This window comes from Shewanella sp. 553 (assembly GCF_059338375.1).
The window spans coordinates 3,921,358-3,946,867 of sequence record NZ_CM181701.1; the positions used below are offsets into that span (position 1 = coordinate 3,921,358).

Consider the following 25,510-nt stretch of genomic DNA (forward strand, 5'->3'; position numbering starts at 1 on the left):
CCTTATTGCTGCTTATGCCAACGAAGACGATGATAACCGAGCAAGAATAACAACGACAGCGTCATCCAGCCCACACTACCACCACCGCCAGAGTCTGAGCTTGTGTCAAGATCACGGGTCGTGGCTACGATAACCGTTTGCGTCGCGCTCGATTGCGTATTGCTGCCATCGGTGACCGTTAATGTCACCAGGTAACGCCCAGCATTGGCGTAGGTGTGAGTTGGCGAAATGTCGCTACTGCTACTGCCATCACCAAAGGTCCACACATAGCTAAACGGCCCGCTCCCTCCCGATGTGGTATTGCTAAACGCGACCCTTAACTCGGTCGCCACATAATCAAAATTAGCACTGGGCAGATTGACCGATTCACTGCGGTATTCAAACCGCACCGTAGCAACGCTAGAATCCGCTTGCTGCTCTATAACCTCCATAGTGAGCCCTAATACTGGTAGCAATACACCTGATTGTGGTTGTAAGGGCGCACTGTAATCACGGCGATCATCGAACAAACTGATAGCCGATAGGTGATTGTCATTAAAATAGCGTGATTGATTAAACATGCTGAAAGTCGCATCGCGGATCTGCACTTGCGTGGCGGCGTTGCCAATTAAGTTTTGATCAGCGTCCACCACACCAATCAAGCCTCTGCCCGGATGATTGCTGACGTTGTTATCGACCTCACTCAAGTTTTCCAACCATAACAATACACCGGGCTCATAATCGCGGCTGGCCAAGCCGGCATCGAGACCGTTATGGCTGCGTAGCTGCACTAAGTAACGGCGCTCACCACCGGGACGATTGTTATCAATTCGCACAAAACCACCGGTTAACTGCATCACTCCGGCAGCTTCTGCGCCATCGAAATAGAGGCGATTATTACCATCAAATAGGCCAATGTCGTCAACCACCAAACCATATCCACCCACCGCCTCATCGGTGCGGTACACAATACTCAGCTGCCTGCCCGTAGTGCCAGCGTATCCAGAAACATCAAACGTTAAGTCGACCCAATTATCCACGCCCTCGGCTGCGCCAATATCCGCCGACGTGCCAGTGATAATATTGGTGGCACCATTAACGCCATTACTGGCTCGAGTGTAATTGCCCTTAAGCACCACACCATCGAGCATCACCTGAGCATAATCATAATTGAGTTCAATATCCCAATGCGCCTTCATCTTAAGGGTCAAATTATTGCTTGCTGGAAAATCGATATTCACCGCTGCCGCGGTACTCAGTAAATTGCCTTGATTGGAATAGTATTGATAAGCGCCAGAATAGGGCGCCTTAAAGGCAATATCGACCGAGGGTAATCTCAGGGACAGTTGATTGACTTGGTCATAATTAACTGCCTCGACAAGGCGCACCTCTTGGCCGCCAATAGGGATACGGTCGAGATCGACTTGTAACTCTCTCACCCAATTCCCCCGATATTTACCCTGTAGATAAGAGCGAGCATAGGGACTAAACCCCACCGGTTGGGTACCAGCAAGTTCACCCGACCAGCTGCCGCTAGACATAATCGACCAATCTCCCACTGGCGAACCATCGCCGCGGTTGGTGGTGTCATATTCATCTGGCAAACCCAGTGCATGGCCAAACTCATGCACCACAACGCCAGCGGCGGCATCTATGGGCTGAATAGTGTAGCCAAACACTTTCTTGTTAGTGCCCGCAATAGCGTATCCTGGAACACCGTCTTGATAGACAAAATAACGATGCGACCAAATGGCATCGCGCCCCAGCACACCACCACCCGCCTCTTCACCAATACTGGAATGAAACAGCATCACATGGTCGATATCACCATCGGCTTCATTCACATTACCATCGCCATCGAGATCGTAAGGGTCTTCCACGTCATAGGTGTCGATTTCGGCTTGAGTCATATTAGCTAAGGCTTGCGTCACCGCCTCTTTAACCAGTTCGGGCACGGCTTGATCGTCATCACTGTTATTAGGGTTATTTTCACCATAGTAAGCCGCATTTTGGCTAGCGGTATACCAGCCCTTAACGTTACCCGTAAAAAATAAACTGCCGCCAGAAGCCGCTTGATAATATTGATAAGCACTGATGAGGTTTTGCCCCTGCGGCCCAGCAAAGCCCGAGGTGGAAAACATCAGATCTTGATAATGAGCGCGCGGATAACTGGGATAATACATGCTGGTATCGCCAGCAGATAAGCGATTGTTGTCGTGGGGTAGATCGGGGAAATCAATTAAGATAGCCAGCACCTTAACAGTTTTACTGATATCGGCGTCGGCGCGGGCGGCGGCAAAACTCATGGTGCGAGTGGACGGCAGACTCTTAGCCCGCAATCTTTGCTGGCGCTCAAGGCGGCTCAAGATAATAGCCGTATTCTGCGGGTAGCCCTTAGCTCTGGCGGTAAAGGCCGCAAGCGCATCACGACGCTCGGTGTCGCTGGCATCACTGGCCAGTTCGCCTCGTTTGACCAACCAATAGAGTATACGCTGCTGATTAATCACCCCCGCATCGGCAAATCCACCTGGTTCATCACGCGTTAGGGGGGCGGCGAAAGCACTTGAAACCAGCCAAAGCCCTGACAATAGCAACGCCAATAGCCTTGTTGCAACACATTGATATTTCATCGTTCACCCTCATACGATCCAGTATCAAAACTGCCGTACTCAACACTTACTACACGTCAGCAGATACGTCATATCGATTGGTCTATAGTGTTTATTCTAGTCTGCTAAGCACTAAAAGGATCACTATCACAGTCGAACCACCACAGTCACGCGGCGGCATGAACAAGAGGAATAAATAGACAAATGAGGGGGGGTAAAATAGTCAGAACGATCACGATAGCCTTTAACACAAGGCTTACCACATTTGCTGGTAAGCCTTGATACTACAACTAGTTCGCTTGCCCCGTGTGCGCCATATAGTTGGCGATGCCATCGAGGAACATCTGCACCGAAATCATCACCAGTACCATTCCCATCAGGCGCTCTACGGCTGTTAAGCCTTTGTCACCCAATAGCTTAGTAAACCCTTTATAGAAGAGTAAGATAACGGCACTGGCGCCCCAAGCACCTAACAAGGCGAGCGTCCAATCCATCATACGGGTGCTATCGGTATGGGCTAACAAAATTAAGGCCGCTAATATCGACGGCCCAGCCATAAGTGGAATCGCCATTGGCACGATAAATGGCTCTTCACCCGCTGCCAATCCCACCACGCCACCGGGTTGGGGGAAAATCATTCGAATGGCTATCAAAAATAAGATGATGCCGCCAGCGATGCTGACCGACTCAGAACGCAAGTTAAGGAAGTTCAATATGGCTTCGCCTGCATACAGAAACAGCAGCATGATGATCAGGGCGAAGAGTAGCTCTCTGATCAAGACTCGGCGCCGCTTCTTCGGCTCAATATGACGCAAGATAGAGGCGAAAATTGGCAGATTGCCAAGCGGATCCATAATCAGAAACAACATTACCGCAGCAGAAAATATGTCCATAACTCAAATATTGGTCAAAAATGTAGGCGTTATTGTACAACTTATTCTCAATATTTATCAGTCAATAGCACAACAAATGCCGGTTTTAAACAACATCTTTACCCCATGAGCTGCGACGCTTATCGCCTTGGCAATGTAAATTAAATGATGCTGCGTGCTAATTATTCGATTGGACAGCATAACACTGGTATACTATCTGGCTTTCTAGACTCCCTTGTTAACACTAAATATGTACTATCTCGTCGCCAGTTGTATTGCACTCCTGCTAGGCCCACTGTTCTACCGTTTCTTTACCACGGGAACAGGCCTGCAAAAAGGCTTAGATGGATTTATCTTTGTCTCGCTAGGTGGCTTAGTGTTAATCCATATTTTGCCTGAACTATTAGAGCACGGTGGTTTCTTAGCCATAGTGTTTGTGATCATAGGCTTGTGGGGCCCTACCCTGAGTGAGCGCCTCTTCCATCGCTATTCTGAAGTAACCCATAACCTCACCCTAACGCTGGGGATCACCGGTCTATTACTGCACACGATGACTGATGGTGGCGCCATGGTATTAGCCCAACAAGAGGGCAACTCGGCGCTACTGGCCCTAGGCGTGATACTGCATCGGCTGCCAGTCGGTTTGGCCATATGGTGGTTACTCAAACCCCAAGTCGGCAACCGCTGGGCCATGGCGGTATTGGCTAGCATGATGCTACTCACGGGTATCGGCTACTTCGCCGGTGAACAACTGCTTAATCACCTCAGCCTAGATAACACTGTTTACCTGCAAGCCTTTGTCACCGGCTCAATTTTACATGTGGTACTGCATCAGCCTCATGGCAACAATATCAGTGATAAACAAGGTAAATATGAATACCAGGCCGGCATTGGCAGCCTGCTCGGCATTGCCTTGCTGTTTATTCTGCTCGCCATGGATTCGGGTGGACACGAGCATCATGAGCACAGCCACAGCACAGAACAACTGATGCAATGGTTACTGACCTTAGCGCCAGTGCTTATTCTGGCCTATGTTATCGCCACCGTGCGCTATCTGTTTGGTTTATCGCCACAGCATCCTCAGCTAGGTAAACGCTGGCTGCAACGACTGGCAGGCCCAGAAGCACTAGTGATCACCCTGTTATTGCTGGGGCCAAGCTTGGCAATGATCCAACTGATCGGCCTAACCCTTATCGGCCTATTGCTCACGCTAACCAGAGTACAACTGACCGATCCTCATCAAGGGCTGCCTATCTCAGCATGGCGTTTTGGCTTCGCCCATTTAGTGGATAGAAGCGCGCCGTGGATCATCCTCAGTTTAATTTTGGCCAACCTTATCGGCCATCCATCAGTGCCGCTAGAAAGCCCATTGGTGCAAGTGATGGTGCTAATGGCGCTGTTTTTACCTATGCGTTTTTGTAATCTTGGCGGCGCCGTCTTAGCCTTATCGCTGGCCTACAGTGGCTGGAGTATCGAGGCTGTCATGGTCGCACTGCTCGCCGCACCGGTATTTAATCTAGCGCAGCTAAAGCTGATGAACTGGACCCAAAGGTTACTATTAGCCGGGCTCATTATTATCTGCCTGTTGGGCACCCATTGGCTTATCCCACAGTGGAGCACCATTATTGCCCTGCCGCAAAACCTGAATACCGCAGCCTTAGCCGTTATTGCCTTCCTGTTTGGCGCCAGCTTACTTAGGTTAGGGCCACGTAAATTTATGGCGCGCATCACCTTGTGGACACCAAAAGTTCACGACCATCATCACCATGATGATACGGCTCATGCACACACTGATGACGCCATAACCGCAAAACCTGAGCAGCACACTCACAAACATCATCACCATTAGTCAGACGATGATGCCCATTTAGATGGCTTTTATGACGCGACAAAGCTAAATTAAAGCCATCATTTACCCTGTGAGTTTGAGCTAATGTGCATTCTCTTTGTCGCGCTCGACGTACATCCTGACCATCCGGTTATCATCTGTGCTAACCGCGACGAGTTCCATGTGCGCCCCACAGACCCCGCCCACCTCTGGCCGAGTAAGTATCATGTGCTGGCAGGTAAAGATCTCCAAGCAGGAGGCAGTTGGTTAGGCGTCAATCAACAGGGTGATATTGCGGCGCTGACCAATATTCGTGCGCCAGAGCAACTGCATGCCGATAGCCGCAGCCGCGGAGAATTAGTGATCAAAGCGTTAAATGACCCAGGCAGCATTACCCATGAGTGGCTGAATGAGCATTATCAGCGCTACAACCCATTCAACCTATTGTTTGGCCGCCACAACCAACTCTATTGTTACCACAGCTTAGATAACAGCCTTAAGCAACTCACGCCCGGCTTTCATGCCATCAGTAATGGGGCGTTAGATGATATTTGGCCAAAAATGGCTAAAGGTACCCGCGCCTTAGAGCAACAACTGTCGCAAACGACGCCCCCAGATATCGATGCCCTGCTCACCATCATGACCGACCAAAGCCAAGCTCAAGACAGCGAGCTGCCACAAACTGGCATCGCATTAGAGTGGGAAAGATTACTGTCGTCTATCTATATTAAACACCCAGAATATGGCACGCGCTCGACCTCGATTATCTTGCAAGATAGCCAAGGCAATAGCGAGTTTATCGAGGTGCGTTACGATGGCAAGGGGCGCAACCTAGGGCGGCAGCGCTTTACCCTAAGCCCAGAGAAAAGCGCTTAATCGGAGGTATGATCGTGGGTAATCACCCACTTATCATCAATTTTTTCGACTAACAGAGTAAACACACCATTAGGCTGATCTTTCGCCCGCGTCAACTCCCAGCGCCCGACCACTAAGGCCGCATAATTGCTGAGCATTTTGATCTCCTTGATGGTGAATTTTAGCGTGCCTAATGTCGCCTTGTCTGGGTAGTTTTTCTTATAGGCCGCCAATGTCTCTTCCCAGCCATAGCGAAATTTATTACCCGAGACAAACCGCACCTTGTCATTGTGCCAATAACCCTGCATATACGCATCTAAGTCGGCGCGATTCCATGCATCTTGCTGCTCGGTGATCACCTTGGTGATCTCATCGGTTGGCACTGCCTGCGCCGGAAAGACCAACAGCAGTACCAGCATTAACCATCCATTTTTAATCATGATGTACTCCAGCGGGAGAAATTAAGGTGTAGTATATAATAAACCACTGTAAGACATTATCGGTTAACTAAAAAAACACCCAACTGCATTATTAAAAGAGCTTAAATTATGCTGCAAACCCTGTGTAAAACACTACTCAAGTTAATGGGCTGGAAAATTGATGGCGCCTTACCGACCACGCCGCAATACCTTGCCATTGTGGCGCCCCACACCAGTAACTGGGACTTTATTATCGGTGTATTGGCCCGTGGTGCTCTGGGACACAACATCCACTTCCTCGGAAAACATCAGCTCTTTATTCCACCTTGGGGCTGGTTGTTCAAGGCCATTGGTGGCACACCAGTGGATCGACGCAAGAGTAACAATCTGGTGGATGCCGTGGCGCAACTGTTTAAGGCCGATGCCCACTTTAAACTGGCCTTAGCACCCGAAGGCACCCGTAGCCCTGTCACGCGCTGGAAAACTGGCTTCTACCATATTGCACTGGCTGCCGATGTCCCTATTGTGACGGTCGCATTGGATTTTGCCCATAAAACCGTGGTGATCCCACCCGCCATAAAAGTCAGTGGTGACATAGCACAAGAGATGGGGGCCATCTTAGATTTCTACCGCACCATCAAAGGACGCCACCCTAAAACCATTCCCAATTACAGCGCGCAAAAATAGCCGCTAGCGGGTTTGCCAAAGCCGGTCGCACTGGTTATAGTGCGGCCACCGCCCATTTTATCTACCTGCTTTTTTTATGACTTTAGATACCTGGTTACTGTACCTGTTTGCCGTCTTATTGATTGCCATTTCACCTGGCACCATGGCGGTACTGTCGATGAGCCATGGTATCCATTTCGGGAAGAGCCGCAGCTTGGCAACGGCGTTAGGCAGTGTCAGTTCGGCGCTGCTGTTGATGTTAGCTTCCGCCGCGGGGCTGGGCGCACTACTCAGTGCCACCGAGCATGGGTTCGCGCTACTGAAATACTGCGGCGCCGCTTATCTGTTGTTTCTTGGCGTTAAGCTCATCATGACCAAAGCCAGCGCCCAAGGGCTGGATCTGCAATATATCAAAGGTAAAGGCTCGCCTAAGCAAATGTTTAAAGAGGCATTTTTAGTGGGGATCAGTAACCCCAAAGATCTGCTCTTCTTCGGCGCACTGTTTCCACAGTTTATCGACATCAGTCAGCCCCAAATCCCCCAACTGGCGATATTGGCGCTCACTTGGGCGGTGATCGATTTTAGCTTTGTGATGATCTACGCCAGCATGGCCAACATGTTGGCTCCCAAACTCAAATCCAGTAACCGACTGCATTGGTTTGACAGAGTCAGTGGCGGCGTGTTTCTTAGCCTCGCCGCTATTTTAGTCACCAGAGAGTGAGCTTGAGAGCTAACTTTCAACCGCTCTCAAGCCGTCCCCTTAACGCTAATGCTCGCCCTTAAGGCTGCGAATATCGCCTCCGGTAGGTGATTGGAACGCTCGCAGATTGAATTGCGGTAGTACAGCATAAATATGATCGAATATATCCGCTTGAATATCTTCATAAATAGCCCAGCGGGTATCGTTAGTGAAAATGTACACCTCTATCGGTAACCCCTCAGTTGTCGGCGCCAATTGACGCACTAACAGTGTCATATCTTGATGCACTTTTGGGTGCTTGTGCATATATTCCAGCAGATAAGCCCTAAAGGTCCCCACATTAGTTAGATTACGACTGTTGACTGGCATATCGCCATCTTCGACTTGGGCATTAAATTCAGTAATTTCAGCCTCCTTGCGAGCCAGATATGCTTTTAGTAAATTAATTTTACCCAAGCGTTGCTTCTGCTCTTCGCTAAGAAAGGCTATCGAGTCGATATCGATATTCACTGCGCGCTTAATCCGCCGTCCACCCGACTCTTGCATGCCGCGCCAGTTTTTAAAGGCATCAGACACCAACGCATAAGCGGGGATCATGGTGAGTGTGTGGTCCCAATTACGCACCTTAACCGTGGTTAATGACACCTCCTCGACCGCGCCATCGGCGCCATATTTGTCCATCTGGATCCAATCACCCGGGCTCACCATACGGTTAGCGGCAAGTTGGATACCCGCGACAAAGCCTAAAATGGTGTCACGGAACACCAACATCACCAAACCGGTGGCCACACCTAAACCGCTGAGAAAATACACCGGAGACTGCTGCGCCAACACCGAGATTGAGATGATGATGGCCACAAAGAACATGAACAGTTTTAACAGCTGCACAAAGCTCTTAATGGGTAAGCGGCGACTGATAAGGTTTACATCGGCAATCTCATTCAGCGCATCCAGCGCACAATATACCCCGCGCACAAATAAAATGACGATAGCCACATCAAGCAGGCGATCGACCAAACTCCCCAGTAGAGGGTGCCCCACCAATGCCAGTGGCAGCAAGATATTTAAAGCCAACGCCGGCACCAGTAACGCAAATTTTTCCAGCACCTGATGGCGCATAAAAATGTCATCCCAGGTCACTTTGGAACGCTGGATCACTAGGTTCATAGCACGCACGACACCACGCTTAACAATAAGATAGCCAATAAGCGCAATCACTAGGCTGACCAGCAACATGATCCCAGTAGAAACGCCATCGGCGGGGGTATCGATACCAAAGTGTGCCAGCCATTGCGACACCTGTGCGCGTAATTCTTGATCCAAAATATTTATCTCCTGAGGCGAAATCACTCGCGCCACTAAACCATCGACATCGCCATCACAGTGGCCAGTCACTTGCCCATATCAACTTACCTACAAACACATGACAAATCGTTATTTTTACAGCTTTTTTAACCAGATTGCTCGACTGTAATATAAAGCCAAACAACAATCCATTTATCAGCCATAAGAATTGATCCCTCTGACCAAAAACTTACTTTCATCGCTTATCAAATCGATGATACTGGTTAATTACGGCGATTATCACCTCGCTTTACCCCAGCGAGCGCTCCCACCTTGCGACAAACATCCAATGTGGGCCGATTGGTATATGAATTATCTTTCAGTTTGTCTATGCTAACCAACTTGGCAACTCTAATGAATCGGTTTAACTCCATGTATAAAGCACTACCCTATTATGCCGCCTTGGCCATGATGCTGATATCGCTATCGACGCTGGCTAAGGATGTGGCGCCAGAACCTGTGGCCATTGTCACCCTTGAAAATGGCGCTAGCGTCAAACTCAACGATGACTTTACCTGGGAATATCTGTTTCTAGACAGCCAACCCACAGCACAAGCCGCAAAAGATACGCCTCTAAGCCCCGCATCGAGTGCGCCAGTGGTCATTGCCGCTGCACAAGGGGAAGGTGCTGTCGCCGTTACCACCACCGCCGCCGAGGTTGCCAATAGCTTAAGCCGTCGCGCCATTGAGCAGTCAGAACTGCTTAAGTCTACGGCTAAAAATGGGGTTAAAATTAGCTACCTGAATAGTCAATGGGACAGTAAGGGACGGCTAGGGCTTAGCTTCGAGCTTAGCAGTACCAGCCCAGAAAGTTATGTGATGATCGAGCTAGAAATAGGCTTATTTGCCGACTCTGGACAGCAACTCAAGAAGGAAACAGTTGAAGTGTGGCAGGCCATTTTCAGAATGCCAGAGACCTACCTTCGCCAAGGCCAGATCCGCAAGAGCGACACGTTTTGGATTGAAGGGGTAGACAAAGCCCAGTGGAGCAAACAGTTACTAACACTCAACATTAAAGAGATGGATTCACGCTAAGCCCGGCTTGTTAACGCTCCCATTAACATCACAGGACTCGTTGTTGATAAGAGCAAAGTGGCGCAATCATCCGTGATTGAGGCACTTTGGTTAGCACTTCACATTAAGATGCGATACTGCCAGTCATTGACTTCATGGTGTCGGGCATCTTAACCGCCACCATATGACCTCTAGCACAAAGGATCCCACCAGCAGACAGTGAAATATCGACCACCACTTTGCGCGGTTTCACCTCTTTAATCTCGCCCACAAGCACGAGTTCTACCCCCATTGGCGTTGGGGATAAGTAATCGATATTCAGCGCTGCGGTGACAAATCTTGGTGGTTCTTCATCCGAATCCCCCGCCTGTTGCATTGCTCGCTGCGCCGCTGCACTGGCACTGCCGGTACCATGGCAATCGATAAGCGAGGCAATAAGCCCGCCGTAGACAAAGCCTGGGATTGCAGTATGAAACGGCTCGGGCATAAAGTGGGCGACGGTCTCCTCCCCACGCCAGTAGCTCTTAAGCTGATGCCCCTGACTATTATTACGCCCACAGCCATAACAGTGACTTAAATCATCAGGATAGACATCCTGAAACGCGACTCCTTGCAGCATCTACACATCCTCTATCAATTATGGCAAGTTACCACGCTATATCGATTCCCCCCCTTGAACAATACCAACTTAAGACTTAATCCTAACTACCTATTGTCACCAGTTTCGATGCTCACAAGTGCAGATGTTCAAAGAGTATGAAGGCGTATTGACTGCTTCCAACTAAACGCCATCCAATAAAAAAGGGCCATTAGGCCCTTTCTGCGACAACTAAAGCGATACCATTAAAAGCTTGGCATAGTGCCCGCTGGCAGGTAAGCATTGAAGCTTGCGGTCAATAGCAAGCCTGTCGCCGCTTCGATATCTGGGCCAAAGAAACGGTCTTTATCGTAGTAAGTGACTAACTCACGCAGTTCCGCCTTGGCTTTGGCTACCGCGACACTGGGCTGCAATGGCGCTCTGAAATCAAGTCCCTGCGCCGCAGCGAGTAACTCAACTGCCAACACACCACGGGTGTTCTCTGACATATCACGCAGACGACGGGCCGCAAACGTTGCCATCGATACATGATCTTCTTGGTTAGCCGACGTCGGTAAGCTGTCAACAGACGCCGGATGCGCGTAAGTCTTGTTCTCTGAAGCCAACGCCGCTGCTGTCACTTGCGCTATCATAAAGCCAGAGTTTACGCCGCCATTCTCAACGAGGAATGGCGGGAGTTTTGACAGGTTTGAGTCGATCAGCAGCGCAATACGGCGCTCGGCAATCGACCCAAGCTCAGCAATCGCTATCGCCAAGTTATCGGCAGCCATTGCCACAGGTTCGGCGTGGAAGTTACCGCCAGAGATAATGTCGCCGGTATCTTGGAACACTAACGGGTTATCGGTCACGCCATTAGCCTCAACCGCCAGCACATCGGCAGCATGTCGAATTTGGGTCAAACAGGCACCTAATACCTGCGGCTGACAACGCAGAGAGTAAGGATCTTGCACCTTCTCACAGTTGACGTGATCTAGACTGATCTCCGACTCATCACCTAATAGATGACGGAAAATTGCTGCCGAATCGATCTGGCCTTTTTGGCCACGCGCCGCATGAATACGAGGATCGAACGGACTACGACTGCCCATTGCCGCTTCGACACTCATGGCACCAATCACCGAGCTAGCGGCAAATAGATCTTCTGCGTTAAACAACCCTTCCAGTGCTAATGCGGTCGACGCCTGTGTTCCATTGAGTAGCGCCAAGCCTTCTTTGGCCGCCAACTCAATGGGTTTAAGACCTGCGATTTCAAGACCTTCAGCAGCTGAAATCAGCTCACCACGATAACTCATCTTGCCTTCACCAAGCAGCGGCAGACACATGTGTGACAGTGGCGCTAAATCGCCAGATGCCCCCACCGAGCCTTTCTCAGGCACACAGGGGTAAACTTCGGCATTGACCAAGGCGATAAGAAAGTTAATCACCTCAAGTCGGATACCAGAAAAGCCACGGCTAAGGGAATTAATTTTGAGCACCATCATCAAGCGCACAGTCGCATCGCACATAGGTTGGCCGGTACCCGCTGCATGAGACAGCACGATAGAACGCTGCAACAACTGCAGATCATCATTACCTATTTTGGTGTTGGCCAGCAGACCAAAACCTGTGTTGATACCATAGACAGTGCGACCTTCATCGACAACTTGCTGCACCAGACTGGCACTGGTATTGATATCGGCAATGGCACTTGGACACAGCTCAAGGCTCACTTTGCTGCGGCTAATTTCGCGCAGTTGTTCTAGGCTAAGGGTGCCCGGTTTTAATACTAAATGATGCATAAATACGCTCTCTTATTATTGTTATTATTTATTTGCTGTGGTGAGCATGGGCAGATCTAAGCCCTGCTCGGCGGCGCATTGCTTAGCAATATCGTAGCCGGCATCGGCATGACGCATCACCCCTGTTGCAGGGTCATTCCACAATACACGGCCTAAACGCACGGCGGCATCATCGCTACCATCGGCCACAATCACCACACCCGAGTGCTGACTAAAGCCCATGCCGACACCACCACCATGATGCAAGGAGACCCAAGTGGCGCCACTCGCTGTATTGAGCAATGCATTCATCAAGGACCTAATCCGATACCGCATCGCTGCCATCAAGCATAGATTCGGTTTCACGGTTAGGGCTGGCAACAGAGCCTGAATCTAAGTGATCGCGACCAATCACAATTGGCGCCGATAGCTCACCATTTTTAACCATCTCGTTGAACGCTAACGCTAAACGCGCACGGTCTTTTAATCCCACCCAACAGATACGCGCAGGCAAACCTTGAAACGCAATGCGCTCGCGCGCCATATCCAGCCAGTTATGCAGCTGCGGGTTATCAGGAATAAGCTCTTTGACCTTGGCATCGGTTTTATAGATATCTTCTGGATCGCCAGACAGTGCCGCCCAACGGAATGGGCCAATACCTTCACAAAACAGCGGACGCACATAGGCAGGCACGAAACCGGGGAAATCAAATGCGTTCGCTACGCCCTCTTCGAACGCCATCTGACGAATATTATTGCCGTAATCGGTCGTCGCAGCACCTGCCGCTTGCAGCGCTAACATGGCCTTAACTTGTACCGCCATCGATTGCTTAGCCGCCTTAACTACCGCAGCTTCATCTTTTTGACGCATCTTAGCAGCCTGTTCTAGAGTCCAGCCTTGGGGTAGATAGCCGTTAAGTGGGTCATGGGCAGAGGTTTGATCGGTCACCACATCAGGGGTAATGCCGCGCTCGACCAACTCGGCAAACACATCGGCAGCATTAGCAAGTAAGCCGACTGATACGGGAGTGCCCGCTTTGTTCGCTGCATCGATCATAGCTAACGCTTCATCTAGGTTAGTGGCCTTTTTATCGACGTAGCGGGTACGTAGGCGGAAATCGATACGCGTCTCATCAACCTCACAAGCCAGCACCGAATAGCCCGCCATGGTGCCAGCTAAAGGTTGGGCTCCGCCCATGCCGCCAAGGCCGCCAGTTAAGATCCATTTACCCTTAGCGTCACCGCCAAAGTGCTGCTTAGCCATAGCAACGAAGGTTTCATAGGTGCCCTGCACTATGCCTTGGGAGCCTATATAGATCCAAGACCCCGCGGTCATCTGGCCGTACATAGCCAAACCTTTTTTATCTAGCTCGTTAAAGTGTTCCCAGTTAGCCCAATGCGGTACTAGATTTGAGTTGGCGATGATCACGCGAGGCGCGTTGCTGTGGGTCTTAAATACGCCCACTGGCTTACCAGACTGCACCAACAAGGTTTCATCATCTTCTAGCCTCTGCAGTACTTCGATGATCTTGTCATAACACTCCCAGTCACGCGCCGCTCGGCCAATGCCACCATAGACCACGAGGTCTTCTGGACGTTCGGCCACATCGGGATGCAGGTTGTTCATCAACATGCGCATCGGCGCTTCGGTAAGCCAACTCTTACAGCTTAATGTTGTGCCGTGGGGCGCGATAATGCGACGGCTTGGGTCGTGTCTATTGGTCATGGGTTTTCCTCAATTTGTGTTATCTCATCGCTTAACGCGATTGTTATATTTAATATTTTTGGTATTACGCTCATTTCATCAGGCAGGCGTTAACGGTTAAAGGTCAAATGACCACCTAAACGGAAACGACTACCGGGGTGGATAAGCCGCGCAAAACTCACCACACCTTGGCGTGACCAGGTGCGACGTAAGATCTGCAAGCAGGGCTCACTGCCTTCAATCTGCAATTGTTGTTGCTGTGACGGATTGGCAAGGATCGCCTCGATGGTGTGACGTGCCTCGGTCAAGGGCGCCACAAATGACAGGTACTCATGAGGCGTTTGCAAAGTGTAATCTTGCTCAAGGTAATCAGGCGCCAGTTGCGGATTAACATAGCGCTCCTCAATTTGCAGCGGCAGCGCCTGCTCGCAGTGCACTAACAGTGAGTAAAACACAGGGCTACCCTCTTCGAGCCCCAAGGCTATCGCGGTCTGCGCTTGCGCCTGAATCTGTTTTAGTTCAAGTTGCTGCACGCTATAGCCATGACCGCGGTCTTTGATCTCATCGGCGATATTGCGAATCGCCAGCATCGACGACTGCGACTTTAGCCCAGCCACAAAAGTGCCTAGCCCTTGAGAGCGCTCGAGCACGCCCGATTCAGTGAGCTCTGTTAACGCCCGTCTGGCCGTCATGCGACTACACTCAAACAGCTCGGCTAACTGATTTTCAGACGGCACGCGGCTATGTTGTTGCCACTCACCGGTTTCAACCTTGGTCAGAATGAATTGTTTAATCTCAGCAAACTTAGGCGTAGCCATCTAAGCTCCTTAGGCTTATGGTGATGACCCCATCATCTTGATGCAGACTGTGATAGGGCAATATCACTTTAAAAGTGATTAAATTAACCGCTATAATCCTAGCTTGTATATACAAGCAAGCACAAGCTAGCTCACACAAATTAATGATCGCGACATGTTTAGGTCGCACCTTGAGGGAAATATTATGTCTTGGGATCAGGTTTGGATTGACGTCAACATTGCGACAATGGATCCAGATATTTCAGTGCCTTACGGTGCAATCACCGATGCGGCTCTGGCGGTAAAAGAGGGCAAAATTGCTTGGGTTGGCCCACGCAGTGAGTTGCCACAATTTGACGTATTGTCAACGCCAGTTTACAGAGGTAAAGGCGGCTGGCTGACCCCGGGCATTATCGATGCCCACACTCATTTAGTGTTCGCGGGTAATCGTGCCAATGAGTTTGAACTGCGCCTGCAAGGCGCCAGCTACGAAGAGATTGCGCGGGCGGGCGGCGGTATCATCTCGACAGTCAAAGCCTGCCGTGACGCATCAGAAGCCGAGTTATTTGACCTTGCAAGGCAACGTCTCAATGCCCTAGCTAAAGAGGGAGTAACCACGGTCGAGATAAAATCAGGCTATGGGCTGGATACCGACACCGAACTCAAACTGCTGCGCGTTGCTCGTGAGCTTGGCAAGCATCATCATGTGGATGTAAAAACCACGTTTTTAGGCGCCCATGCGATCCCGCCAGAGTATAAAAATAATAGCGACGCTTATGTGGATCTCGTTATCGACGAGATGCTACCCGCGGTGATAGCTGAAAACCTTGCCGATGCCGTCGATGTGTTTTGCGAAAATATCGCCTTTAGCCTAGCGCAAACGGAGCGCGTACTCAGCGCCGCCAAAGCGGCTGGGCTGGATATCAAGCTTCATGCCGAGCAGTTATCTAATTTAGGCGGCTCGGCTATGGCCGCCAAGCTGGGCGCTAAATCGGTGGATCATATCGAATACTTAGATGAAGCAGGTGTAAAAGCCCTCAGTGAAAGCGGTACCTGTGCCACCCTGCTCCCCGGCGCATACTACTTCCTGCGTGAAACCCAGATGCCCCCCATCGACTTGTTGCGCCAATATCAAGTGCCTATGGTGCTCGCCAGCGATTACAACCCCGGCTCATCACCGCTGTGTTCGAGCCTATTGATGCTCAACATGGGTTGCACCCTGTTCCGCTTAACGCCAGAAGAAGCCTTAGCCGGCATGACACGCAATGCCGCCAAGGCGCTGGGTATTGAAGAGAGTGTCGGCGTATTGCGCGCTGGCATGCAAGCCGACTTCTGTCACTGGGATATCACCACCCCAGCCGCACTGGCCTATAGCTATGGGGTTAATGTGTGTAAGGATGTGGTGAAAAAAGGCCGATTAGTGCATCAATAGCCTTGGCTTAGCCTAAGCGATGAGGCTAATTCATCGTTTAGGTTTGTTTACCCCAAAGGGATTTGATACTTAACCTGCGAATTTAATTACCATAGTTTTATGGTGTTCAATTGCTTGCCGCAGGTGCAGTATAGGGACATACCAATGTCGTGATCACATGGACGTGAAAGAACGACCTCATGCGCAGATACCGCCTCGACACGGTGAGAGAAGCGCAGCTTCTAGCTCACGAACGAGAGGCATGGATGCCGAACTGGCAGTTAAACAGGGACGTTGTTCAAGCCCTTCCCTAGGCACTCTGCGGTGGCATCTGATGTGGATTCACAAATGCAGCGATGACATGGATGTCAAGGAGCTGCCATGCCACCGAAGGCCAAAAGCGTGCTTACACCTAGTCATCAATCTCTTCGATTGGACTCTTTGTTCAGCACACAGCTATTTCGTATACTTAACACCACTTGAATGACTTAATGATTAACTCAACTCATCAATTTTGACTCTTTGGCGAATATGAGTATGTGCTGCCTCTGAAATATCGCACCCTATCGACTTCCGCCCCAAATTTTTTGCAGCGATTAAAGCAGAACCAGAACCAAAAAATGGGTCGGCGATTAACTCATTGGGGAGAGAACTTTGCTTTATCAAAATTTCTATCAGCTCGACAGGCTTTTCAGTCGGGTAGCCCCGATGCACTCTTTTACATTCCAAAACATCGGGTATGCCGAGATCGTTTAACTTACGCTTACCCTTCTCAAAAAAAAGAATAAACTCATATTTAGCTCGATAGTGATAGCCCATACCAATCGCGAGCTTATTCCAAACTATTGGTTTCCAGAATTTAAAACCAACTTTCTCAGCTATTGGCTTCACATAAAACATAGTTTCTTGATCGCAAAACAGATAAAAATGAGCGTTTTTCTTTAATACACGATAAATTTCAGTGAACAGCTCCTCAAAGCGTTGATTAGGAAAAATATCAAACCATTGGTTACTCGAACCATTACTGACTTTTAAACGAGTCGTGGTCCCTATTTTCCTATGTTTTTCAAGAGACTCATATGGTGGGTCAGTCACCATAAGATCAACGCTCGCATCGGCGAGCGTTGATAACCAACTTATAGCGTCATCACGAAATAACTGCATTAATACCTGCTAAAAAGTACTACAAGAACGTCCATGCGAGTGTACTGTTGAAACAATGCCTTTGTCTAACCCCCGACAATCAATGCAATAACTTTGATGTCCATCAGGATTTCTTGCCGTTACACGAGCAGGAGTTTTGCCAAATTGAGCAGGATATGGATGAAACACATGCTCCTCCCATTGGCAGCCGAACAGTGCGGGCATGACTTAAATTTTTGACCAGTGTTGAAATCAATTTTAGTCAACATGCCACTATTTAACTTAGATCCACAGCAAGCACATCCCATATAAAACTCCTTTTTATATTGAACTTTTAAATTATTAAATCAACGTGATACAGCGAATCGCATAACGATAAGAAAAACGCAGATTGCATGTATCTATACATAAACCTGTTCACTATTTAGGCTGGCAGTAAGATTGAGACCAAAAAAGAATCAATGGAAATGATTTCTAACGTCGACACTGATTTTTATGAAATTTCTGCTAGTGCTTTTTAACAAACCAACTTTCTCGACCTCAACGCCCCTTGATCTCACGAAACAGAATATAGAATAAAATAAGATAAATTAGTCGGTTATCTATAAACACAAAGGCTCATAACCAATATATCTAGCTTCGCCGATACATTGACATGCACTGATACCCACAATATTTATTTGGCGGCATTAACCCAAAAAGGTTAATCGAAGAGACGTTGGACATACCTGCACATAAGCCCGCTACAGGCGATTAACCTCGATGAAGGAAAGACCCGCATACATCTAAGCCAATATTATTGCAGTCAGGTATGTCTAAAAGTGTTGAGAGTCAGCCCACTCCTTCGCGGCCTATTACCTCACAGCAATCAGACCGCAACTAACAACTGAACAACTGAGTCTGTTAGCCTTTTCCCTGACAACAGCCGCTACCTTGCTGAATCGGCGGACACTTCACTGTGCCGTAAGAGCAGAACACGCAGCAATCACCCGCAAGCGGCTTAAGCAGTTGGTGACAAGCGGTGCACTCATAGAAAAACTGACAGGCATCGGTTGGCATGATTTCTTGTGCATGCTTACCACAGTAAGGGCAGGTTATTTCAGAAACTAACGCTATTGGGCTTGGTATCGGGTTCATCATGCCTCCACTTTTTATAGCGCACATATAGCTCACATCGGTGTCGATAAGGTAAAACCCTATTCGAGTAAACTAAATGGCTTAGTTAAGGTGATTCGAGCTGTGCTGGGTAGGTTTGCCTACCGACTAAGCAGCCTCATTTGCCGCAGCGCTCGAGGCTAACTCATCATTACGATCTTGAATAAAATCTTCCATAAACCAAGCACAGAAGGTGTGGCGACCATCGACATCGGCCTTGCTGTAAATAGAGGAAGCCTGCTGGCGTACGGTTTTCTCTTTGGTTTGCCGCACCTCGGCAATCTCTTTAAAACTTAAGCCTTTTAACAAGAGAAAAGCAACCTGTTGCTCGCTCTTAGTGAACCCCCAGGTCGTAAACTGACTAGAGACTGCCTGGCTATATTCTTGCCGAGCGGAGCGCATCTGGCTGGTCATGTTATCTATCTGCTTATCGGCTTTGGCTAGCCGCTGGGCTAAGGTTTTCACCTGCCGCGAACGGCGCATCAAGTCATGACTTAAATAAACGGTCGCGATGACAGTAAGCAACACTAAAATCCCCTCTTGAGCTATATGCCAAGCAGGGATATCAAGCTGAACGTCGGCGACAATATCAAGCAATTTAAACAGCATGATCAGCACCAACAACACAATAATGACGACATCCTTTTTCATGGGAACTTCTACTCCATCAGCAAGATCAATGACACCTAATAAGTTGATTTGATATCACATCTATTTAGGCTCTATTTCGCTACGAGCTATACAACTTTCAACCTACCAGCAGCATAATGAGGCCTATGATGATAACCAAGCGCCTTATCGATGCAATTTGGGCACCACAAGGAAAAACAAATAAAATCATAAAATTAACTTATGGGGCATATGTACCATAAGCGTTTTTATGATACATCTCCCCCAAGACATCAGTGTACCAAGCCTTAGACTAACAGCACACTTTAAAAGCAAAGAAATCGCGTATGTCTGTTGTAAAGTCTTGTATCAAGATATGTCTGTTAAGCGTGTTAAGTTGCACGAGTATTCTCGGCCATACGGCCACAGGCGACACCCCACCCGAGCGCCCATTGTCCCCTCTGCTCCAGTTAAGCCAAACCAGATTACAAGCGTCACAGCTCAATAGCACAACGCTTAATGATGAGCGCGCACTTGAATTAAGCGCATCTTCTTGGCTAAGCGGCCTACCTAGCATCAGCTTGAGCCATTTGGGCAGCCTAGATAATGGTAACAGTTACGAGCAAGAAGTGTCGCTCAACTTACCCCTTAAATCACCGGGGCAACACGGAAGTGATAAACGCTTAACGCAGCTGAGCCAAGCGATTCAGAGCCAGCAATCAGCCTTACAAAGTTTGTACCTATCGGGATTACTCAGGCAAAGCCTGTGGGCGCATCGCATTGCCTCTGTAAAGCTTAAGCAGTTAGCGCGAAAAACAAACTTACTGCAAAAGTTACACGCCCAGCAAAAACGGCTTACCGATGTGGGCGAGTTACCGCTGGCGAATCTGCTACTGCTTGAGCGCGAGCTGGTTGATATTGAGCTTGAGCAAATTGATATTCAGCAGCAACAAGATGAAGCCCATGCCCTCTATCGCCAACTGACAGGACAAGATGAGGTTCCCACCCAGATAGCCGAAAGCCAGCGCCCACTAGCCAATGGCAATTCAGATTTAGCCCAGCATCCTCTATGGCAACTGCAAACGTTACAACAGCAGCAACAGCTGTTGATCATCAAAAGCCAGCAAGCGGGTGAACAAGACCCTTGGACTGTGTCGCTTACGGCAAAAAACACGTCTGACGCTCAAGTCGATGACCAGCAATTGGGGTTAGGTATTACAGTGCCACTGGGCTTTAGTTCGGCGCTGTCACAAGGTGAGCTATCACAATGGCAGCAAGCACACACAGAGCAAAATCTGGCTCGCGATCGCACCTACCTAGAGTTAACGACCCAAATCGACAAGCTCACCCAGCAGCAAGGTAATTTACACCAGCAACACGCCCTTTTAAGCCGTGGCTTGTCATTAAGCCGCACCATTACCGAAGAGCGAGCCAAAGTAAAAGACCAAGATCAGGTGAGCTACGAGATCTGGCTGCGCCGTTATGTGGACGCTCTCGATACTGAGTCACGCTTAACGCTCAACCAAGTGATGCAACAACAACTTCATTCTCAGCAACTGCAAGCCTTAGGAATTTCATTATGATCGCCAAGTATGGCGCAAGCCTGTTATGTTTATCTGCCTGCCTATCCACCAGCTTGGTACAAGCCGAATCGTTAGCCCTAGCGGCTTTAGGCAACTTAGAACTGAGCTATACCCAACCGCAAAAGGTCGCGAGCTATGAAGGTAGCCCGCTACCGGCACAAGTTGACCGTTTACCGGGTAACGATTACTGGGTGAGCACCCCTGAAAATATCCAACAGGTCACTTTCTTGGTCGGTCAGGGACAGATTGTCACCAAAGGACAAGAGATTGTCAGGTTAACAGGGCCAGAAGTGTTTCATTATCTTGCACAATTTGAGGCCACCAGCAGTCTGTATCAGTTGGCTAAGCAGCGCTATGACCGTAATAAGCCGCTATTAAAAAATGGCAGTATCAGCGCCGAAAAGTGGCGTGAGATCAGCCAAGATTACTTTAGCAGCCACCTCGAATTTGAGCATATGCAACACTTTATGGAGATGGTGCACAGTAAAGATGCCACTACCGAGTCGTTAGTGATCAGCGCCCCCGTGGCCGGTATCGTTAAACTAAACACACTCAACAGTCCCTATATGGCTGACTCACAGCTGTTTTCACTGGTGCCAGCAGACAGCATTCGTGTACAAGTTAATGTACCGATGAGCCAGTCGACGTCACTCTCGGCCATCAATATTAACCAGTGCCATATCGCCATCGATTCGATGTCAGCCATCGCCGACGGTGCATTTGTGGGCGCATGGTCAATGCCGGTACCAACAGAGTGTAACCTGCTGTTAGGCCAACAAATCACTGTGATACCCGAGTATCAAAAAGCGGTATATTTACTGCCGAAAAACAGCGTATTTAGCTGGCAGCAAGAGACCCAAGTGTTTACTCAAACCGCAGAGACACTCACGGCCATCAATATCGATATATTAGGCTCAACCCCACAGCAATACATAGTCGCCAGCGACCAAGACTTGAGCCAAATCCAAGTGTTATCTCAGTCGGTTGCCGCAGTAAAAGGCATAATGCTCGGCCTAGGAGGCGAATAATATGCTGACCTCTGTGATCCGTTTTTCGCTGACTCAGCGCCTGTTTGTGCTGATTGTGGCGCTGATCTTAATGTTAGCCGGTGCTCGCGCCTGGTTTGCCATTCCGCTCGATGCTTTTCCCGATATCTCGCCGACCCAGGTCAAAATAATCCTCAAAGCGCCAGGCATGACGCCTGAGGAGATAGAAGCCCAGATCACCGTGCCCATTGAAACCGAGTTATTGGGTATTCCTAATCAGGCGATCTTACGTTCGACCACCAAATATGCCATCAGCGATATCACCCTAGATTTCACCGAAGGTACCGATATCTACTGGGCACGCCAACAGGTGAGCGAGCGCCTTGCCGCGGTATGGGACAGCTTTCCCGAAGGCGTCTCTGGCGGCGTAGCGCCTATGAGCACCCCGCTGAGCGAGATTTTTATGTTCTCGCTAGAAAATCCGAATCTGTCGCTGATGGAACGCCGACAACTGCTTGAGTGGGAAGTGCGTCCGCTACTGCGCACTGTGGCAGGCGTGGCCGATGTGAATATTCTGGGCGGATATGCTAAAAGCTTTAGCGTCAACCCCAATCCTGCGGCGATGGCAGCAGCAGGAGTCAGCTTTGCCGCCCTGCAGCAGGCGATTATCGATAACAACCATAATGAAGGTGCGGGTAAGCTTACCATAGGCACAGACACCATTATTGTGCGTGCCGAAGGGCGTATCGACGATATCGACGAACTGGCACAACTGGTGATTAAGGCCGACGATGCCAAGGTTTATCGCCTACAGGATTTAGCCGATATTCAGATAGGTCACCTTGCCCGCTATGGCGCAGTGACCAAAGATGGTGAAGAAACGGCAGAAGCGCTGATCATCGCGCTAAAAGACACTAACACCGCCGACGTGGTCAACAATATCAAAGCGAAGCTGGAGCAGATCAGTGCCAGCTTGCCCGAAGGGAGCGAGATCAACACCTTCTATGATCGCGCCAACCTGATCAACACCGCTATCGATACCATTTCTAACGCACTGTTCGAGGCGGTCATTTTAGTGATTGTGTTGCTGGCGCTATTTTTAGGTAATGTGCGCGCCGCGCTTGTTGTGTCGCTATCTTTGCCACTTGCGGCTTTAATGACCTTCTTGATGATGGACTTTTTCAACCTATCAGCCAATCTAATGAGTTTAGGCGGCTTAGTGATCGCCATCGGTATGTTAGTCGACTCCTCTGTGGTCGTGGTCGAAAACATGGTCAACCTTATCGCCACCAAACAGCGTTTACCTCGGCTGCACCTCATCTTTCGTGCCACCAAAGATGTGGCGATCCCAGTGGTGTCAGGAACGGTTATCGTGATGATCGTCTTCTCGCCGCTGCTCACTCTTACGGGGCTTGAAGGTAAACTCTTCACTCCAGTGGCTATCACCATAGTGTTTGCCATGCTCTCGGCGCTGGTCTTGTCGCTCACAGTGATCCCGGTTATCGCCTCTTACTTAGTTAACGAAAAAGCGGCGCAGGAGCCCAAGGCGATCGAAAAGCTCAAAGCGGCTTATCTTGCCAGCCTTAAGAGCACGATTGTCTACCAAAAGCCCTTTATGATTGTCGCTTTTAGCTTACTCATCATCAGCCTAGGTCTATTTAGTCTGGTGGGTAAAACCTTTATGCCAACCTTAGATGAGGGTGACATCATCTTACAGTTAGAAAAATCACCGTCGATTTCGCTCGAGGCCTCTATCAATATCGATAAACAGATAGAGCACACCCTGCTAGCCAAGGTGCCCGAGATCAAGCAGATGGTGGCCCGTACTGGTGCCGATGAGATAGGTTTGGACCCTATGGGGCTTAACGAGACCGATGTGTTTTTAGAGCTAGCGCCGCGTAGCGAGTGGCGCTTTGACACCAAAGAGCAACTTATTGATGCTATTCGCAGCGAACTACTCAATTACCCAGGGGTAAACTTTAACTTTACCCAGCCCATTCAGATGCGGGTATCTGAAATGCTGACCGGCAGCATTGGCGATGTGGCAATTAAGGTCTTTGGCAGTGATATCGACACACTTGGCCAGCTAACCGGTCAAATTGAGCAGTTAGTCAGCGCCACCAACGGCAGCATAGATGTCAAAATGTCGATGATTGAGGGCAGCCCCTTTATCAACCTGACCTTAGACAACGAATTGGCCCGAGGCTTCGGCATGAGCACCATGGAGTTTGCGCGCTACCTTAAGAGCCAGCTCGAGGGCGTTATCGTGACCGAAGTGCTGCAAGGTAAAAAACGCACTCCAGTGTTGATGGCCAATAATCAAAGCAGTTTAAGCAGCATTAATGAGTTGCAAAATCAGCTATTGGTGATGCCAGATCATTCGCTTAGACGCCTGACCGATGTGGCGACACTAAGTTACAAAGAGGGGCCCATTTTAATTGAACGCGAGCAAGGCGATCGCTTTTCGGTGATTACCACCAATGTACAAGGTCGCGATATTGTCAGCTTTGTCGAAGAGCTGGACGCTAAAATCGCCGAACAGGTTAAACTTCCCAGCGGCTACAGCGTCAACTTTGGTGGTGAGTTTGAAAACCAGCAACGTGCCACCAACAACTTATTACTGGTGATCCCCATTGCAATCGCCTTGATCACCTTAATTTTATTTACCACCTTTGGCTCATTGGCAAAATCGGGCTTGATCCTCGCTAACGTGCCGTTTGCCATGATGGGCGGTATTGTCAGCCTGTATCTGTCGGGTGAATACCTGTCGGTACCCGCCTCGGTTGGCTTTATCGCACTGCTGGGGGTGGCGGTGCTCAACGGGGTCGTGATGGTCAGTTATTATGAGCAAACCAAACACCAATTTAGCAGTCTGTTAGTGCGAGTAGAGCAAGGCGCAGCGCGGCGCTTACGCCCGATCTTGATGACAGCAACGACTGCTATGTTTGGCTTAATGCCATTAGTGTTTGCCTCTGGGCCCGGCGCTGAAATTCAAAAACCCTTAGCCATAGTGGTGATTGGTGGCTTGCTCACCTCGACGATCACCACCTTATACCTATTACCAATCCTCTATTACTGGCTGGAGAAACGTCAATGAGCCCGAAGCAGATGTTAGTGCTGATCGCCCAAAACGAGATAAAAGACGATATCGTTGATACCTTGATTGAACTCGATTTTTTATCCGGTTTTAGTTTGGGCACTATCTGCGGTTTTAGTCGCGAACACAGCCACTTTAATATTAAGGAGCAGGTGGAAGGTTATCGGGAGTTTTGTAAGTTTGAAATTATGCATCCCAACGAGCAACAAGAGGCACTATTGGCGGCTATTACCTTGGTATGCAAACACAATCCATGCCGCTACTGGATAATGCCCATAACGCACACGGGCACCCTGTGCTAAACCAAGCTCGCCGCCCACGTCAGCTTAACAAAGCCTGCGTGGGCGGCAAGTCCCCAACTCACTAAACACTATGTGTTGCCA

Annotated in this window: 20 protein-coding genes and 1 pseudogene; 10 read left to right on the forward strand and 11 right to left on the reverse strand. The window is 49.3% G+C overall.

All coding sequences use genetic code 11. From position 1 onward, the window contains the following. Positions 1-2: 2 nt before the first annotated feature. Both AC5YBZ_RS17380 and AC5YBZ_RS17385 read right to left on the reverse strand, forming a co-directional pair. Positions 3-2,609, reverse strand: a complete 2,607-nt coding sequence (locus AC5YBZ_RS17380; RefSeq protein WP_494543260.1) for an immune inhibitor A domain-containing protein — start codon at positions 2,607-2,609, stop codon at positions 3-5. A 269-nt stretch (positions 2,610-2,878) separates the two neighbouring features. Beyond that, the gene (locus AC5YBZ_RS17385; RefSeq protein WP_494520489.1) at positions 2,879-3,481 is read right to left on the reverse strand and encodes a YhgN family NAAT transporter; all 603 of its coding nucleotides are present in this window, start codon (positions 3,479-3,481) and stop codon (positions 2,879-2,881) included. 229 nt (positions 3,482-3,710) lie between these two features. On the opposite strand from AC5YBZ_RS17385, the gene AC5YBZ_RS17390 reads away from it, so the two are divergent. Together AC5YBZ_RS17390 and AC5YBZ_RS17395 are read left to right on the forward strand one after the other, a co-directional pair. Beyond that, positions 3,711-5,309 carry a ZIP family metal transporter gene (locus AC5YBZ_RS17390; RefSeq protein WP_494543261.1) on the forward strand — a complete coding sequence of 533 codons (1,599 nt, stop codon included), beginning with the start codon at positions 3,711-3,713 and terminating at the stop codon, positions 5,307-5,309. Between the two features lie 84 nt (positions 5,310-5,393). Further along, positions 5,394-6,164, forward strand: a complete 771-nt coding sequence (locus AC5YBZ_RS17395; protein ID WP_494543262.1) for an NRDE family protein — start codon at positions 5,394-5,396, stop codon at positions 6,162-6,164. On the opposite strand, the gene AC5YBZ_RS17400 is transcribed toward AC5YBZ_RS17395, so the two are convergent. Beyond that, complete coding sequence (locus AC5YBZ_RS17400) at positions 6,161-6,583, reverse strand: YybH family protein (protein WP_494543263.1); 423 nt, start codon at positions 6,581-6,583, stop codon at positions 6,161-6,163. The genes AC5YBZ_RS17395 and AC5YBZ_RS17400 overlap by 4 nt on opposite strands. Before the next feature lie 108 nt (positions 6,584-6,691). Between AC5YBZ_RS17400 and AC5YBZ_RS17405 the strand changes: the two genes are divergently transcribed. Together AC5YBZ_RS17405 and AC5YBZ_RS17410 are read left to right on the forward strand one after the other, a co-directional pair. After that, the gene (locus AC5YBZ_RS17405; protein ID WP_494543264.1) at positions 6,692-7,249 is read left to right on the forward strand and encodes a lysophospholipid acyltransferase family protein; all 558 of its coding nucleotides are present in this window, start codon (positions 6,692-6,694) and stop codon (positions 7,247-7,249) included. Between the two features lie 76 nt (positions 7,250-7,325). Continuing rightward, positions 7,326-7,949, forward strand: coding sequence for a LysE family translocator (locus AC5YBZ_RS17410; protein ID WP_494524161.1), 624 nt, complete (start codon positions 7,326-7,328; stop codon positions 7,947-7,949). Between the two features lie 45 nt (positions 7,950-7,994). Here AC5YBZ_RS17410 and AC5YBZ_RS17415 read toward each other — a convergent pair whose 3' ends face one another. Next, entirely contained in the window at positions 7,995-9,251 is a 1,257-nt protein-coding gene (locus AC5YBZ_RS17415; RefSeq protein ID WP_494524847.1) for a mechanosensitive ion channel family protein, read from the reverse strand. Positions 9,252-9,626: 375 nt separating this feature from the next. Between AC5YBZ_RS17415 and AC5YBZ_RS17420 the strand changes: the two genes are divergently transcribed. After that, positions 9,627-10,307: a DUF3157 family protein gene (locus AC5YBZ_RS17420; protein WP_494543265.1), complete on the forward strand. Its 681-nt coding sequence runs from the start codon at positions 9,627-9,629 to the stop codon at positions 10,305-10,307. A gap of 103 nt (positions 10,308-10,410) precedes the next feature. Here AC5YBZ_RS17420 and AC5YBZ_RS17425 read toward each other — a convergent pair whose 3' ends face one another. The 4 genes and pseudogenes from AC5YBZ_RS17425 to hutC form a co-directional block, all read right to left on the reverse strand. Continuing rightward, positions 10,411-10,905, reverse strand: a complete 495-nt coding sequence (locus tag AC5YBZ_RS17425) for a PaaI family thioesterase (RefSeq protein ID WP_494543266.1) — start codon at positions 10,903-10,905, stop codon at positions 10,411-10,413. A gap of 224 nt (positions 10,906-11,129) precedes the next feature. Continuing rightward, positions 11,130-12,662, reverse strand: coding sequence for a histidine ammonia-lyase (gene hutH, locus AC5YBZ_RS17430; RefSeq protein ID WP_494543267.1), 1,533 nt, complete (start codon positions 12,660-12,662; stop codon positions 11,130-11,132). Positions 12,663-12,686: 24 nt separating this feature from the next. Then, positions 12,687-14,367 (reverse strand): annotated as a pseudogene (gene hutU / locus AC5YBZ_RS17435) (urocanate hydratase). Between the two features lie 89 nt (positions 14,368-14,456). Continuing rightward, positions 14,457-15,164: a histidine utilization transcriptional repressor HutC gene (hutC, locus tag AC5YBZ_RS17440; protein ID WP_494524166.1), complete on the reverse strand. Its 708-nt coding sequence runs from the start codon at positions 15,162-15,164 to the stop codon at positions 14,457-14,459. A 184-nt stretch (positions 15,165-15,348) separates the two neighbouring features. Here hutC and hutI point away from each other — a divergent pair, with 184 nt between their 5' ends. Continuing rightward, a complete protein-coding gene (hutI, locus tag AC5YBZ_RS17445) occupies positions 15,349-16,575 on the forward strand; it encodes an imidazolonepropionase (protein WP_475515337.1) in 1,227 nt (408 codons plus the stop codon). A gap of 474 nt (positions 16,576-17,049) precedes the next feature. Here hutI and AC5YBZ_RS17450 read toward each other — a convergent pair whose 3' ends face one another. The 3 genes from AC5YBZ_RS17450 to AC5YBZ_RS17460 form a co-directional block, all read right to left on the reverse strand. Then, a complete protein-coding gene (locus tag AC5YBZ_RS17450) occupies positions 17,050-17,718 on the reverse strand; it encodes a DNA-methyltransferase (RefSeq protein ID WP_494543268.1) in 669 nt (222 codons plus the stop codon). Positions 17,719-18,600: 882 nt separating this feature from the next. After that, entirely contained in the window at positions 18,601-18,837 is a 237-nt protein-coding gene (locus AC5YBZ_RS17455) for a GDCCVxC domain-containing (seleno)protein (protein ID WP_494524169.1), read from the reverse strand. A gap of 123 nt (positions 18,838-18,960) precedes the next feature. After that, a complete protein-coding gene (locus AC5YBZ_RS17460) occupies positions 18,961-19,503 on the reverse strand; it encodes a helix-turn-helix transcriptional regulator (protein ID WP_494524170.1) in 543 nt (180 codons plus the stop codon). A 305-nt stretch (positions 19,504-19,808) separates the two neighbouring features. On the opposite strand from AC5YBZ_RS17460, the gene AC5YBZ_RS17465 reads away from it, so the two are divergent. Genes AC5YBZ_RS17465 through AC5YBZ_RS17480 form a run of 4 tightly spaced genes read left to right on the forward strand, consistent with a single transcriptional unit; the run spans position 19,809 to position 25,429 of the window. After that, positions 19,809-21,044 (forward strand): metal transporter, encoded by a 1,236-nt coding sequence (locus AC5YBZ_RS17465; protein WP_494543269.1) that lies wholly within the window; start codon positions 19,809-19,811, stop codon positions 21,042-21,044. Continuing rightward, positions 21,041-22,072, forward strand: a complete 1,032-nt coding sequence (locus AC5YBZ_RS17470; protein ID WP_494543270.1) for an efflux RND transporter periplasmic adaptor subunit — start codon at positions 21,041-21,043, stop codon at positions 22,070-22,072. The genes AC5YBZ_RS17465 and AC5YBZ_RS17470 overlap by 4 nt, the downstream gene beginning before the upstream one ends. A 1-nt stretch (position 22,073) precedes the next feature. Continuing rightward, the gene (locus tag AC5YBZ_RS17475) at positions 22,074-25,127 is read left to right on the forward strand and encodes an efflux RND transporter permease subunit (RefSeq protein WP_494543271.1); all 3,054 of its coding nucleotides are present in this window, start codon (positions 22,074-22,076) and stop codon (positions 25,125-25,127) included. Then, complete coding sequence (locus AC5YBZ_RS17480; protein WP_119979282.1) at positions 25,124-25,429, forward strand: DUF3240 family protein; 306 nt, start codon at positions 25,124-25,126, stop codon at positions 25,427-25,429. Before AC5YBZ_RS17475 ends, AC5YBZ_RS17480 begins: the two co-directional genes overlap by 4 nt. The last annotated feature ends 81 nt before the right edge of the window (positions 25,430-25,510 follow it).

What these genes read in the sequence shown, in the direction of transcription:
- AC5YBZ_RS17395 (WP_494543262.1), top strand. Translation starts at nt 5,394, where the DNA reads ATGTGCATTCTCTTTGTCGCGCTCGACGTACATCCTGACCATCCGGTT.
- AC5YBZ_RS17455 (WP_494524169.1), bottom strand. Translation starts at nt 18,837, where the DNA reads ATGATGAACCCGATACCAAGCCCAATAGCGTTAGTTTCTGAAATAACC.
- AC5YBZ_RS17410 (WP_494524161.1), top strand. Translation starts at nt 7,326, where the DNA reads ATGACTTTAGATACCTGGTTACTGTACCTGTTTGCCGTCTTATTGATT.
- AC5YBZ_RS17385 (WP_494520489.1), bottom strand. Translation starts at nt 3,481, where the DNA reads ATGGACATATTTTCTGCTGCGGTAATGTTGTTTCTGATTATGGATCCG.
- AC5YBZ_RS17450 (WP_494543268.1), bottom strand. Translation starts at nt 17,718, where the DNA reads ATGCAGTTATTTCGTGATGACGCTATAAGTTGGTTATCAACGCTCGCC.
- hutC (WP_494524166.1), bottom strand. Translation starts at nt 15,164, where the DNA reads ATGGCTACGCCTAAGTTTGCTGAGATTAAACAATTCATTCTGACCAAG.
- AC5YBZ_RS17475 (WP_494543271.1), top strand. Translation starts at nt 22,074, where the DNA reads ATGCTGACCTCTGTGATCCGTTTTTCGCTGACTCAGCGCCTGTTTGTG.
- hutH (WP_494543267.1), bottom strand. Translation starts at nt 12,662, where the DNA reads ATGCATCATTTAGTATTAAAACCGGGCACCCTTAGCCTAGAACAACTG.
- AC5YBZ_RS17420 (WP_494543265.1), top strand. Translation starts at nt 9,627, where the DNA reads ATGAATCGGTTTAACTCCATGTATAAAGCACTACCCTATTATGCCGCC.
- AC5YBZ_RS17425 (WP_494543266.1), bottom strand. Translation starts at nt 10,905, where the DNA reads ATGCTGCAAGGAGTCGCGTTTCAGGATGTCTATCCTGATGATTTAAGT.
- AC5YBZ_RS17390 (WP_494543261.1), top strand. Translation starts at nt 3,711, where the DNA reads ATGTACTATCTCGTCGCCAGTTGTATTGCACTCCTGCTAGGCCCACTG.
- AC5YBZ_RS17405 (WP_494543264.1), top strand. Translation starts at nt 6,692, where the DNA reads ATGCTGCAAACCCTGTGTAAAACACTACTCAAGTTAATGGGCTGGAAA.
- AC5YBZ_RS17470 (WP_494543270.1), top strand. Translation starts at nt 21,041, where the DNA reads ATGATCGCCAAGTATGGCGCAAGCCTGTTATGTTTATCTGCCTGCCTA.
- AC5YBZ_RS17400 (WP_494543263.1), bottom strand. Translation starts at nt 6,583, where the DNA reads ATGATTAAAAATGGATGGTTAATGCTGGTACTGCTGTTGGTCTTTCCG.
- AC5YBZ_RS17460 (WP_494524170.1), bottom strand. Translation starts at nt 19,503, where the DNA reads ATGAAAAAGGATGTCGTCATTATTGTGTTGTTGGTGCTGATCATGCTG.
- AC5YBZ_RS17380 (WP_494543260.1), bottom strand. Translation starts at nt 2,609, where the DNA reads ATGAAATATCAATGTGTTGCAACAAGGCTATTGGCGTTGCTATTGTCA.
- hutI (WP_475515337.1), top strand. Translation starts at nt 15,349, where the DNA reads ATGTCTTGGGATCAGGTTTGGATTGACGTCAACATTGCGACAATGGAT.
- AC5YBZ_RS17465 (WP_494543269.1), top strand. Translation starts at nt 19,809, where the DNA reads ATGTCTGTTGTAAAGTCTTGTATCAAGATATGTCTGTTAAGCGTGTTA.
- AC5YBZ_RS17480 (WP_119979282.1), top strand. Translation starts at nt 25,124, where the DNA reads ATGAGCCCGAAGCAGATGTTAGTGCTGATCGCCCAAAACGAGATAAAA.